This window comes from Aedoeadaptatus coxii, assembly GCF_001553115.1.
Taxonomy (GTDB): Bacteria; Bacillota; Clostridia; order Tissierellales; family Peptoniphilaceae; genus Aedoeadaptatus; species Aedoeadaptatus coxii.
In genome coordinates, this window is record NZ_KQ960154.1 from 17,516 (window position 1) to 30,833 (window position 13,318).

Annotated in this window: 9 protein-coding genes and 1 pseudogene; all 10 read right to left on the minus strand. The window is 33.3% G+C overall.

What is annotated here, in order from left to right; all coding sequences use genetic code 11:
* Positions 1-263 precede the first annotated feature (263 nt).
* The 10 genes and pseudogenes from HMPREF1863_RS08795 to HMPREF1863_RS00125 all read right to left on the minus strand — a co-directional run bounded on the left by HMPREF1863_RS08795 (position 264) and on the right by HMPREF1863_RS00125 (position 13,100).
* The gene (locus HMPREF1863_RS08795) at positions 264-746 is read right to left on the minus strand and encodes a helix-turn-helix domain-containing protein (RefSeq protein ID WP_083508439.1); all 483 of its coding nucleotides are present in this window, start codon (positions 744-746) and stop codon (positions 264-266) included.
* A gap of 70 nt (positions 747-816) precedes the next feature.
* On the minus strand, positions 817-1,773 hold the full coding sequence (gene dcm, locus HMPREF1863_RS00085) for a DNA cytosine methyltransferase (RefSeq protein ID WP_068365969.1): 957 nt from the start codon (positions 1,771-1,773) through the stop codon (positions 817-819).
* 68 nt (positions 1,774-1,841) lie between these two features.
* On the minus strand, positions 1,842-2,996 hold the full coding sequence (locus tag HMPREF1863_RS00090; protein WP_068365972.1) for a phospholipase D-like domain-containing protein: 1,155 nt from the start codon (positions 2,994-2,996) through the stop codon (positions 1,842-1,844).
* Positions 2,997-3,055: 59 nt separating this feature from the next.
* Positions 3,056-4,009: a putative ABC transporter permease gene (locus HMPREF1863_RS00095; protein ID WP_068365974.1), complete on the minus strand. Its 954-nt coding sequence runs from the start codon at positions 4,007-4,009 to the stop codon at positions 3,056-3,058.
* Between the two features lie 168 nt (positions 4,010-4,177).
* Positions 4,178-6,706 carry a magnesium-translocating P-type ATPase gene (gene mgtA, locus HMPREF1863_RS00100; RefSeq protein WP_068365975.1) on the minus strand — a complete coding sequence of 843 codons (2,529 nt, stop codon included), beginning with the start codon at positions 6,704-6,706 and terminating at the stop codon, positions 4,178-4,180.
* A gap of 194 nt (positions 6,707-6,900) precedes the next feature.
* Positions 6,901-7,650, minus strand: coding sequence for a type II CAAX endopeptidase family protein (locus HMPREF1863_RS00105; RefSeq protein ID WP_068365976.1), 750 nt, complete (start codon positions 7,648-7,650; stop codon positions 6,901-6,903).
* A 407-nt stretch (positions 7,651-8,057) separates the two neighbouring features.
* Positions 8,058-9,878 (minus strand): ATP-dependent endonuclease, encoded by a 1,821-nt coding sequence (locus HMPREF1863_RS00110; RefSeq protein ID WP_068365978.1) that lies wholly within the window; start codon positions 9,876-9,878, stop codon positions 8,058-8,060.
* A gap of 91 nt (positions 9,879-9,969) precedes the next feature.
* Positions 9,970-10,299: a hypothetical protein gene (locus HMPREF1863_RS00115; RefSeq protein ID WP_232300079.1), complete on the minus strand. Its 330-nt coding sequence runs from the start codon at positions 10,297-10,299 to the stop codon at positions 9,970-9,972.
* A 167-nt stretch (positions 10,300-10,466) separates the two neighbouring features.
* Positions 10,467-12,077 (minus strand): RNA-directed DNA polymerase, encoded by a 1,611-nt coding sequence (locus HMPREF1863_RS00120; RefSeq protein WP_068365985.1) that lies wholly within the window; start codon positions 12,075-12,077, stop codon positions 10,467-10,469.
* A 176-nt stretch (positions 12,078-12,253) separates the two neighbouring features.
* Positions 12,254-13,100, minus strand: a pseudogene (locus HMPREF1863_RS00125) (KilA-N domain-containing protein).
* Positions 13,101-13,318 lie beyond the last annotated feature (218 nt).

The window sequence follows — 13,318 nt, forward strand, 5'->3', positions numbered from 1 at the left end:
AAATTCTGGCTATAAAACGTTAGCAATGGAATATCAAAGTTGAGAAAGAAGTCCTTGAGGGTCTAGGACCCCATAAGCGAGGAAGACCTATAATAAATAAGAAGGGTCACAATAAAGTTAGGTAGCTTGGGTCGAAAAATTCATAAACATGTGTAAACCGCATAGAACAAATATCTGTAAATAAAATCGGGCTAGCAAAATGATTACTCGATTAAGTCCACTTTATAGGACACTCTTTCCTTCTTATTTGCTATATATTCCCTTTAATAATAGTTGTCGTTTTTAATTCTCACTTCTAAATCAATGGCCTTAAAAATCACTTCAATACCAACTTCGTCTTTAACAACCCTTTCAAATAGGTCTGCTATTTCAAGTTCAGACATATCATACAGCTCTTCCGTAAACCAGTCGTTATCTTCATCATAAAAATAATCTGCTATTGCTTCAATATGATCTTTGATATTAGAAGTGAGTTCTTCGTTGCTTTCTAGGACGAACTGTTCTTCATTTATGTTTAGGATGATGGTCTTTTGAATTGGTCTTGAAAAATGAAACAATTCAGACATTGTGACGTTTAAAGCCTTGGCTATTTTTTCTATACTTTCTATAGAGATATTTCTTTTACCTTGCTCTACGTCAGAAATATAGGTTCTATCTAGTCCACTTAATTTAGCAAAATGCTCTTGGCTATAGCCTTGTGATGATCTAAGGCGTCTGATCTCTTGTCCTAATGCTTTTTTAATCAAAATGAGTACCTCCAATTAAGGATATTATACCATTTTGTAGACTATAAGCCAACGGACTATCAGCCACTTTTTATTGTATGGCCTCTTTTATATTTTTTGCGATTCTTTCTATTACGTCAACTACTACAGAGTTACCGGCCTGTTTATATAGATGACCTGCTGCTAGAACAGGTAGTTTAAAATCTTTAGGAAACCCTTGAAAATTAAAGGTTTCTCTGGGGGTCAGCTTTCTGTATTCTCCTGAATCAGTCACAATCAAAGGTACATTGTGTCCGCCTGTTCCCATATTTGCTGTGAGAGTAGGACATACCCCACTCTTGTTTTTTCTTACATATCTTCTTCTCCATTGATAGAGAGTAGTAGGGTCATCCATTTCATTTACCAGCTCATTGTAATATTTGAAATTTTTTTCCGTGTAGTAATATTTCGGGTCTTGCTTGGTTTCAAAATCTATGAAGTCTCTAATTGTTCTTCTTAGTGCAATTGGCTTTGGAAATCTAAATTTAGCCAGGTGATCTTTATTCTTAAATGCTACTATGTATATTCTTTCTCTATTTTGAGCAACATTCCCAAATTCTAAGGCATTTAAAACTTGGTAATCCACGTAATATTCATTGGACTCTAGAGCCTCTAAGATAATCCTGAATGTTTTCCCTTTATCATGCCCCACTAGATTTTTTACATTTTCTAAGAATATAATTTCTGCATTTACAGCTTTTGCTATTCTTAATGTTTCAAAAAAGAGATCTCCATTCTCTTCGTCTTCAAGGCCTTTTCGATATCCCGCAATAGAGAATGATTGACAAGGAAATCCACTTGTTACGATATCTGCATCTTGTGGCAGATCTTCTTTTTTTATTTCTCTAATATCTCTAGGATCTAACTTTACATTTGGAAAATTTAGCTTATAAGTTTCTCTCGCGTTCTTGTCTAGTTCATTTGCATAAATAGTCTCGAATCCCGCCTGCTCAAAACCTAAGTCTATGCCACCCACTCCTGCAAACAAACTTATTATTTTATTGTTCATATAGTATTTCCTCCAAATTCTGCGGCATGTTGCAAATTACTGCATTTAAAAAAATAAACACGTAGTGTTTATTTTTCGTATTCTTCCTCAAAATCCTCGTAGCTCCCAGCTTTTAAAAAATCTAAAGAATATGAATCATCTGTGTGTTTAGAAAGCATGATACTATCGATCCCTATCGTATCAAGCATTGCTTTCCTTACCAGAGTTCCATCCTTTAAGTTTAAGATATCTCTTAGAATCCACTTGCCTAAGGCTTTATTGGGGTTACTCATGAGGGCTTTTCCACCCTGTTGGGCTACCTTCATATTGAGTGTCTCTCCACTAGGTAATTTAACATCAAATGATCCCGTTTTATAATCATCTGTGTTATATTCAAAAAATTCTGGTTTTGCCTTATGAATCCATGCTGGAATTGGTATATAAACTTCGTCCGTATCTCTATTTCTTCCTTCTGCATTCCATTGGTTAAGTCCTGATTTTTTGGGAACTTCTCCTAATTTGGGACTGTAAAGGGGGAGTATTATAAAATCTGTTACATCATTGTTAACCTCTAATGTACTTTTTTCTTTTTCGTTTAAGTCTGAGTGTAAGAGGAAATCAAAAGGATCTTCGAGTATCTTTACTTCAAATCTTTCTATCAATCTTTTGTCTGTTGTATTAAATCGCTTAAACAGAGTACTTTTAGAGGTATTGTAACCATATTCATGTATACCATCCTCGAAAGAAATAACTGTTTCTCTTTTCCTTTTTATCTCTTTTATTGCGTTGATATCCACTAGATCCATAGGTTCTTCATATATTCCCATACAATTTAAGTCTCTAGTTATTAGATGATACATCATGTCATTAAGCTGACAGATCCTTTGAGTCGTTTTAATCCTCTCATTTCTCATCTCTGCTATTTTATAAACTATCTGTTCATCGTTTAAGTTTTTTAATAGGTAAGATTCTCTATTAAATTCGGCAACTTTTTGAAATGTTTTTCCATTATTTTGTAAAAATGTTTTAAGCCCTATGCCTATCCGATCCTTTCCCGCGTCTACAGATACATCACTTCTAGCATAATTAGTAGCTTCAAATGATTTGCAGAAGATATTTTCCATGGCTCTGTAATACAAAAATGGTTTTTTTGAATCGGCAAATAAATTAGATAGTGAACCCGTTATCTGTAACAGCTTGATATAAAGTTTTCTTTCTTCATCGCTTTGAGTTTGATAAAACATGGCCTCTCTCTCTTAACATAATGATACAACCAATTATAACATTTATTTAGAAATTCATCTTACTCATTTTTCAACAGCCGATAACGGCGCTCTCTATTTTCAATAATTTCTTTATTCTCGTTAACGGCTTCTTCCAGCATTGGGATATCCCCTGCATCACCCTTTTTCAGCAAGGCGATAATTTCATCCTGCTTTTCGATAATATCCCGTTGCAGGCTCCAAGTGGTGGTGAGGTTTTTGCGTGCAGCTTCCCGACCGGCGAGTGTTCTTTCTTCGAGAACTTCGACTTTTTCTTCGGCGAGAAGGCGTATGGCCTCTCCTTCTTTACGAATGCGCTCCAAGCGGGCTTTTACTCTCTCCGTGCGGAAGGTCAGTTCCGGGTAAGCATCCATAATCCGCTTGTGGAAAACGGAGCGGTTTTCCAGGAGGTAGCGAACTTCGGCGGCGATTTCTTCGCTTTTATCGGATCGACTCTTTTCCACTCCTCGTTTCAAGAGGTTCATGATAAAGTAACTTACCATCACATCGGCAAGGAAAAGGACGGCGACGGCCGTTAAAGCGGCGGTAAAAATAGCAGGCTCCCATCGCGCAGACAGGGCGAGGAAGCGCGGATTCAGTATGTCTAAAATGGCGACGCCCCCAATCCCGAAGAGGATCAAATTGCCGATCCACACGCGGCCGTGCAGATTCATGGGCTTTTGGCTGTAATCCCACCAGCGGGCGTGAAAATATTTTTCCAGTATGTAGCTTGTGGCGTATTCCAATAAGCCGCAAAGAATGAAGGCGATGAGAAAACTCATGGCCAGGGAACGATCCATGGCAGAAAGCATGTCGCCGCCCAACGTGATCATGACGGCGCCGGCGCCATAAATGGGACAGTAGGGCCCAATGAGGAATCCTCTGTTAATAAAGCGATGGTACTGCAAGTATTTTAAACATACTTCCGTAACCCATCCTAAAAATGAATAAATGAAAAACAACCATAAAATCTGCCAAATTCCGTCGATTGCCATGGCATCCTTCCTTTCTAAAATTAAAATCTTCTATTATTTTATCTTTCCTTAAAATGAAAGACCAGATTCTTTTCTTCTATTGGTCTTTATTATCCACCCATATCATAAAAAATCGCAGCAAACACTGCGATTTTATTGTATGATTCACTTTTGCTCAGCTTTTCAGTTTCATCTGGAAAATGAATTGTGTTGGTAGAATCTTTTCTTCAGGATTTCCGCAACGAAGGCATAGACGGCGGATATACAAAGCATGGAAATAAATGCTTTAAGTGGAAGTGCCATTAAACCGAGATAGGAATTAATGGGGCTGTAGATGATTGAAATTAAAATCAAACTTACGAATACGACAGATCGTAATAATTTTTTACTCGGTTTGCTTTTTATCACCGGCCTTGCCGTTCGAACGATGAGCATCACGACCATTGCAGAAATGACGGATTCCAACATCCAGCCGGTTTGAAACAGCGTTTCATCGGCCTTAAAGATATGCAACAAGACAAAAAATGTGACATAGTCAAAAAGGGAAGATATGATTCCAAAGACGACCATAAACTTTCGGATGAATTTCATATCCCATTTTACCGGCGTCTTTAACCAATCGTCGTCCACAGAGTCCGATGCGATTTGCAAAGAGGGAAAATCGGTAAATAAATTGGTAAGAAGAATTTGTTTTGGTAATAGGGGCAAAAATTTTAAGAAAAGACTTGCCCCTGCCATGGAAAACATGTTTCCGAAATTGGCACTTGTTGCGACAAATATATATTTCAAAGTGTTTATGAAGGTTCTTCTGCCTTCTTTTATTCCGGATAACAACACCTTTAAACTATTTTGTAAAAGCACAATGGAAGCCGCATCTTTTGCCGTATCAGCGGCCGTATCAACTGATATGCCGACATCCGCTTGTTTTATAGCCGGCGCATCGTTGATGCCGTCGCCCATATAGCCTACTATCTCTCCGGCTTCTTTATAGGCTCTAATTATTTTTTCCTTTTGGTTTGGACTTATTTCAGCAAAAATATCGATATCCGAGACCTTTTTGTTTAGTTGACTTATAGAACATGAGCCCAGCTCGTCGCCCAACATTATTTTTTTCGGATTAAGGCCTATTTGACTTCCGATATTTTTGGCAATTTCTTGATTGTCGCCCGTTATCATTTTTAACGACACGCCCAGATCCTTCATTTGAACGATAACGTCGTTGACGTCTTCTTTTAAGGGATCGATGAAGAGTAAGAATCCTTTGAACATCATGCCTTCGGCCTTTTCCTTTTGAACGTCAGTATCGTCGTTCAAAACTTTATAGGAAAGACCTAAGACTCTGTAGCCTTGGCTTGAAAATTCGGCAAATGAATCAAATAGTTGGGTTTTGATCTCATGAATATTTCCAATCGAACCCTCTGCCGTTTCATAAAAATCGCATATAGTGACGATGCTTTCAAAGGCGCCTTTTGTAATCATTATATTTTGGTTTGAAAGATCAGAATCCGTTTTTACTATGACGCTTAAAAGTTTGTTTTCAAATGAGTAGGGGATTTCAAAAAGCTTTTTATAACCCGAAAAATCATAGTTGCTTGAACTTAAAATGGCTTCATCGATTGGATTTGAATAGCCTTCTTGAAAATAAGCGTTAATGGCCGCGAATTTATTTAACATCTCCGATTGTTCGCCATTAAAGGTTCGCGCTGAATCAAGCTTCACCTTTCCCTTTGTTATGGTGCCGGTTTTGTCGGAACACATAATGGTCATGGAGCCGAAGTTTTCGATTGAATTTAATTTCTTGACAATAACGCCCTGTTCAGACATTCTCTTGGCGCCCTGTGACAAATTCACGCTAATGATCGCCGGCAACATTTGAGGGGTTAAGCCCACGGAAAGAGCCAGGGCAAACATAAAGGATTCTAAGAAAGACTTGTTTAGGATAATATTAAACAGGAAGATTAAGCCAATTAAAAGGGTCGTGACGTGTAAAATTAAATTGCCGAAATCCTTTATCCCTTTTTCAAAATCTGTATCCGAATCTTTTTGGCTAAGGGATGAGGTGATTTTTCCAAACTCAGAATCTTTTGCTAAATTAACTATAATCGCCTTTCCGGAGCCGCTCATAACGTGCGTGCCCATCCAAAGGGAATTTTTTCTTTTCGAAAGATTCGTGTCGGCAGGTATTGTTGTCGTCACCTTTTCAACGGGAAATGTCTCCCCTGTTAAACTCGATTCATCAGTAGATATGGAATTGCCCTCCATCAGCAAGCAATCCGCCGGTATCATATCCCCTGTTTTAACCCTGATGATATCGCCAATCGTAAGATTGCCGTTGTCGATCTCCTTAAAAGCCCCGTCTCTTAGGACAGAAGAAGTAACGCTAACAGAAGACAGCAGACGTTTAACCGCATCGTTTGCTTTACTTTCATGAAGATAACTCAAAAAAGAAGAAATCATGATAATAATCAGGATAATCATTCCATCTGAATAATCCTTCATAAAAATCGACAATACAGCCGCAAAAATCAGAATCATGGTTATGGGGCTTTTAAATTGAGACAAAAAGATCATCACATTGGATCCGGATTTCGTTTCCTCAAAAACATTTTTACCATAACGTGCCATTCTGTCGTCGGCATCTTTACTCGACAAACCATTTTCGCTCGTATTTAATTTTTTTAAAATATCATCCTTATCATAGGACCAAAAATCTTTCATAATGCCTCCTAGTGATTCGAATATATTCCAATAAAAAACAAAAAGCAATAGAAAAAAGGTTCTAAAATATCCGTTGAGGAGGTTATTCTCAACGGATATTTTAGAACCAGAAAAAGCACATAGCTGAAAGATTTTTAGGTCTTAAAGTTATGTGTTCTTTTACTTAGTAATCTACTATTACGATAAACTAGCATTTATTGATTGGTTTTCAATCTGAAATAACTTCTATCATTCAAAAAAATCAGAAAAATAACTGCTGACTGTACACTGAATAAAACTACGTAAAAGGCTTTACCTTCTCTGTTATAAATCATAAATATATTTGTTAAGTTAATAAATGAATGGAATACAGCCATATTTACAAGAGATTTATTTGACTTGTGAAAGATATAAGTCATTAAAACACTGAACAACATAATCGTTGGGATGAATAATAAAAATCCAACGACACCTACACTTGATATTTTAAAGAAATGCCATATTCCCCAAAGCACACCTACAAAAAGAGAGCTGACAAAAGGTGTATGCTCTATTTCTATGATATGTAACAGGCATCCTCTCCATCCAAATTCTTCCGTGTAAGCACCTGCTAATGTTATAAGAATAGCGACAATCAAGATAGTCCCCTTGAATTCTGTTTTGACATATGAGATACCTGACAAACTTAGTATAAATGCAGATATAACAACCAAAAAAATCGGCAATACACATGCTATAATCGAGTACTTATTGAATTCGTATGTATACTCCATCTTTTGTTTATATATTTTTCTAAATATCATAGTAGTCACAAATGGAGATAATTGAACACCTAATACAACGAGTAGCCCTAACATCATTTCATTTCCGCCAATGCTTCCCAATATTCCCCCGAATAACAGTGCAAAAAAAACTGTAATTAAGAGATTTAATCCATAAAAAACTAACACCTTCTTTTTCATCATCTGTCCCTCATAAATTCTTATTTTTCCAATTACTATTTCAACAAAAGCCTCCCACCAAAATGATGGAAGGCTTTCTAAAATTTTTACCTAAATTCAACAACTCCCTTTCAGACCTGCTTTTTCTTACTTTTAGTATCAAAACAGTATCATTAGAGAATTTTACTACATCAAAACCGCTCAACTCCTGTATCTTTAAGCCTTTTATAACAGTAGCATATTTGATTCTGTTACTCCCATTCTTCTTTTCCAAATGTCCGATATATCCCAAACCATTCAAAATACTAGGTTCTATTTTTTAGAGTATAACTAAATCCACCTAATTATAGGACATTTTCAAATTTTTATTCCCGTCCCAGTCCAAGTACCGGAGAAATTATATTCATAAATTTCAAATAAAGTATAATATGTTAATCTACCATGCTTAAAAAATCTTGTATCATTTCTGTTAATTCATATCTTTCAGTTCCATCAGCATCAATGTACTTCTCTGCATCTCTAATTTGTACTGCAGTCATTTTAGGCCATAATTTTTCTAAAACATCATTAGGAGACATTCTTATGGCAGAACCAATTTTCTTTTTAGCGTCTTCTGTTTCTGAGAATTGTGAGTCAAATACTTTTTCGTCTATACAATCAATACTAATATAATTTTCTGGTTCTCTTTTTCTAGTAACATATGCTTTTATTCCTTTATCTAATAAAATTTTTACCTGTTTAAGATTTCTTTCCTCATCAGCAGTTCCTTTATCAGAATCCAACAAAATTCCCCAAGGTATTGAAAATTGTTCTGCTATTTTTTGCGTTATCCAATGTTTAAGATTCCCACAACCACCTATTGGTACGATTGCTATATTTTTTTCATCAAATGTATTACTTATATAAGTACCTTCTTTTAATTTATTTGCTGTATGTTTGAGAAAAATAACATCAGATTTTCCTTCAACTAGAATAATTGCTTTAGCATTGCTACTAAAAGGTTCTGGTAAAACTCCTAGCATTTCTGCTATTTGCTTATATACGTCATCCGAACTGTCCCTTACTAGTGTAACCTTATTAGTTTTATCTACTAATCTTAAACTGTTTAACGGTAATAGACCACAAATTGCAGGTGTATGTGTTGTAACTATCACTTGAGCATTATCTTTTTTTGATATTTCCAAAAAAGCCTCTACCAGTAATTTTTGATGTAATGGATGTTGGGATGTTTCTGGTTCTTCGAAAGCATAAATTATTGAACTGTTTTGATCATCTTCAGATAATTGTCGTTCTGCTTCCGCTCTAAAAAAATTTAATAAAACTAATCTTCTGACTCCACTCCCTCTTTTATTCATAGGTATATTATCGTCTGAATTTATTGTGAGTTTAAATAAAGAATCAAAATTAGGTTCAGTTTTAAATTCAGGTGTAAGAGATGTAGCTAATTCACTGTTCATATCTTTAAGTTTATTTAAAGTTCTATTTGCAGTATCTAATGCTTTTTTTCTAACTTCTTCTTTGATTACATTAAGTTCTTTTTCTACTTCTTGCAAAGCCTTTTGTACAGCAACTTTCATCGGATCTGTTATTTCTTTATCTGTGTCAGAGCTAGAACGATCTGATTGGAAAAGAGCGTAATAGGGTAAATATGTTTCTAATTTACTATATATTTTTTTTGAATCTTCTTTATCAACAGGAACATCTGTAGTAACTAAATTTAATTTCTCATTTTCCTTCCAGATAGCTTGCCTCAAACTAACACTACTTCTTGCCTCATATTTTGATTCATCAATATTGAGATCTTTTGCTCGCTGTTTTAAATCTTTAATCTTTAACGTTAATAAATCATTAAAGTTTTCATCGGAAGGATGATTACAAACTATAAATGTAGAAGGTTTTGGTTTTGCAGTACTAGCTTTAAATACTTTTTTTATTTCCAACAAACCATCAGTGTTTAGTAAAAATTCTTTTTTTAATGTTGTTTCAGAAGAAGCATCTATAGAAATCGACTCTAAAATTGGAGAAAAAACACAAGTTATCTCTATTAAATCATCGCCTTGACTATGGTTTATAGATAAGTCTTCTTTTTCACATACAACGATCTTATTATTAAAAAATATCTCCAAAGCTTCTAATATAGTAGATTTACCAGAATCATTTTTACCAACTATAGTTGTAAGGTCATCTATTTTTATAGATACCTCATCTTTATATCCTCTAAAGTTTCTAATTTTTACACTATTAAGATTCATTGACCTTTCCTTTCTATCATCAACATTTTATATTTTTTAAATTATCATCATTTTTTACTCATAATTAAATCTATTCATCAATAAAGATAAACTATAGTTTAGGAACTACCGAATTATTATCTATACCATTTTTAGTAATATCCAACCTTGCAACTTTGATTTTATTTAGCAATTTCCTACGACCATTAGGAAATGTATCAATATATAAACTCATTAGCCTAGAAAAACTGGTGTCTAAATCAACTTTCTTATTTGTCTTATCTTCTATCTCACATAAAATACTTGTGTAAAATGATTCAGAAAAAACAGATTTTGACTCTGTGTTTATACCTGCACCACAAAAAAGAACTAAATTGTTTTTCAAAACGGACTCAATAATCTCTTCAGGCATATCAAAATTTTTATTATTTTTATAAATCATACATTCACAAGGTTCATACACATTCAAACTTTTTCCTCCTATTCTCTTCCTTTCCATCAATTTTATAAAAATACTAATGATAATTTTTTACTAACTTTCTTCTATTTAATAGTCCTACTCCCACTTTACTTTTTTTAATATTAGTAAAAATATCTCTTCTAAAACATCTACCTATTACCGTTGTCTTTTACTATTTTATTAATGAAATAATCATCTTCATGAATTTTAATATCTTTGAAAAATGCTCTTTTTTCACCTTTTGAAAGGCCACTACTAATCATCTTTAAAATTTGCCTTTCTTCCCATTTATCTGCGCGATAATAGTAATCTCTAATTTCAAGCAATTCTCCTCTCGATAGCTTTCCATCTAAAGACTCCAATAATGCTCTTCCAATATAATCTCCTGAATTTCTCTTCAAATTTCTAAACGAATTTAACAAAATTTCTTTATTTTCAAGTAAATTAGTAGAATATATTCGCACTAAATACACTTGAATATATTCTGGTACGTCCACATCTGTCATCCATTCTTCAAAATCATTTTGAATTTTAACTAAATCTTCCTTACCAATACCTTGGCATTTTATTACAGCATCAATAAAATAAGGTATAAATTGAGGAAATTTTTTTATTATATTAGGAAGTTCCGTCAATCTTCTGTATTCTTCTTTTGCAATAATAGTACGCATAATTGTGGTAATCGCTTTTTCTTCAATAAGCATGCTATTATTAGCATCATTAATAAGCTCATCCAAGTCATTCTCTTTTAATTTTTCAATTTCTGCGTTAGACAATTTTCTAAATTTGCTAGGAATTAGACCTGAATAACCTCTTATTATTTTAGGAAGATTTGGCTGCTTATCATCAACTTCGTCAAGAGTAACATCATTTTGAGCACTATTAACATCACTACTAAGATTTTGTTTGTTATAGTTTGAAATATCTTTAACTTTAGTTTTTTGAGTATTTAAAAACATACCTTCTTTGCTTAATTTTAAAGTTAATAAAGCAAGATTACTGTGAGCTTCAAATGCGTTTTTAGCAAAAATCCTATAATCATCCACAAATCGGCAGAAGTCAATTCCTTTTGAAAAAAGATAGTTATCTACTTCGATTAAAGCAACCTCTGCAAGTATCCTTGAAGCATTAGAACCAACAGGTAACCCATAAGAATCTCTATTTGCCCAGTACAATAATAATTCATTAATTAAAGATATTATATCCACATCAATCTTTGGATTAGATCTTAGAATAGATTCAATTCTATGAATATTTAATCTATCATAAAAATTTGATATGTCACACTCCACTACAACTTTATTCTTAGTATATTTGCTTTTTTCCAATGTTCTTTGTCTAAAGGCAGTGTAATGAAATTTGCCATCAAAAAGTTTACCTTTAAAACTTCCAAATCTATAAGAAAAGACTCTATTTTTACTCTTGTTTATTCTCATTTTTTCTATCTCATCAGCAATACTAATTACCAATGTTAAATATACAATTTCATCATAAATGTCAATTAAAGCACATTTCCTATAATCTGACAAACTCTTCTTTGGCACCAATACATGCCCTAATTTATGAACTTTTAGTTCTGAAAATTTATTTTTTTGAATATAAGAGCAAACCATACTGCATAATTCTTCTCTTACTTCCTCATCTTTTAGATAATCAATTTCAAAAGCTCGATTAAACAATTCTACATCTGTCGTTCCTTCATACAAAATGTTGTCTATAGCTCTAAAACAGGATTTTCGTAATATTGCTTTCTTTATCATATACTTCTAAAAACCTCCTCTATCAACACCCAACTACTGTCATTCTTTTAAATCCTAATTCACTATAAAATTTTTTAGTCCAATAAATATCAAAAACTGATAATTCAGGAATTATTCTATTAAAATTGATATTCTTCCTCGACAAATAAAATTTATCTATTTGTTATTTGAAATTGTTATTTCTTTCCCTCTAATTTTTTAATATCACTTTCACCAAGTTTTTTAAGTGACATCAATTGTGTTCTAGCAAGATTCCTTAGCTCTATCATTCTTTCTTTTTGATCTATACCTTTACCAATAAAAATTGCATTATAGCTTTCCATATTTGCAAGCACCAATAACTCATTTAAACTTGCATAGTCTCTCATATTATCTTTTAAATCCTGATTTTCTTCACGCCACTCTTTAGCAGTTTTATTAAATATATGCTACATTTAGCATATCCGCTTCACAAGCATACTTGAATGATAATTGTTCAATGGTCAAATCTTTAAGAAGGTGTTCTTTTATTGCATCTGCATGAATTTTATAATTAATTTTTGATATTTCTCTATGGAGATTCCAAGTTAATGATAATCTTGAGTTTTCATCTTCTTTTAATCTTTTGTAATCTTGAATAATATATAGCTTAAATTCCGGAAAAAGCCAAGATGCAAATTCCATAGCTATATCATAATGAGCATAGGTTCCACCATATCTGCCTGCTTTTGAAACTATACCTATAGCATCTGTAGATTCTATCCATTTTCCTGGGGTCATTGTGAATCTATTTAAACCGGCTTCATTTCTAAACGTGTCGAATTGCACACGGTTAATATTTGGATTATTAAGTGCTTCCCATAATCCTATAAATTCAAGAGTATTTCTATTTCTCATCCAATTTTGAATTACAAATCTTGGATCATCTGTATTTTTATATTTTGCTATATCCGTTAAGCTTATATAGTCATTCTTAAAATCTTCTGTGTAAACCTCAATATCAAAACCTTTAGCAAAAATTTTTTCTTTTTTAATTTTAGACAATACACTCCCTCCTTATTCCAGCTTAATCTTTATTACTTGTATTATAACAAAAAAAGGTCAGAGCACCGTATGCTTCCTGACCTAATCTTAGGATTAAATCGTGTATATCAAATCACTAATTATCAAATGTTATAATCCAATTTTTACCTATATATATTCTTTTCCTTTCGTTATATCCTATTTTTTCCTTTATTTTGCTATACAATTGAAATATCTAT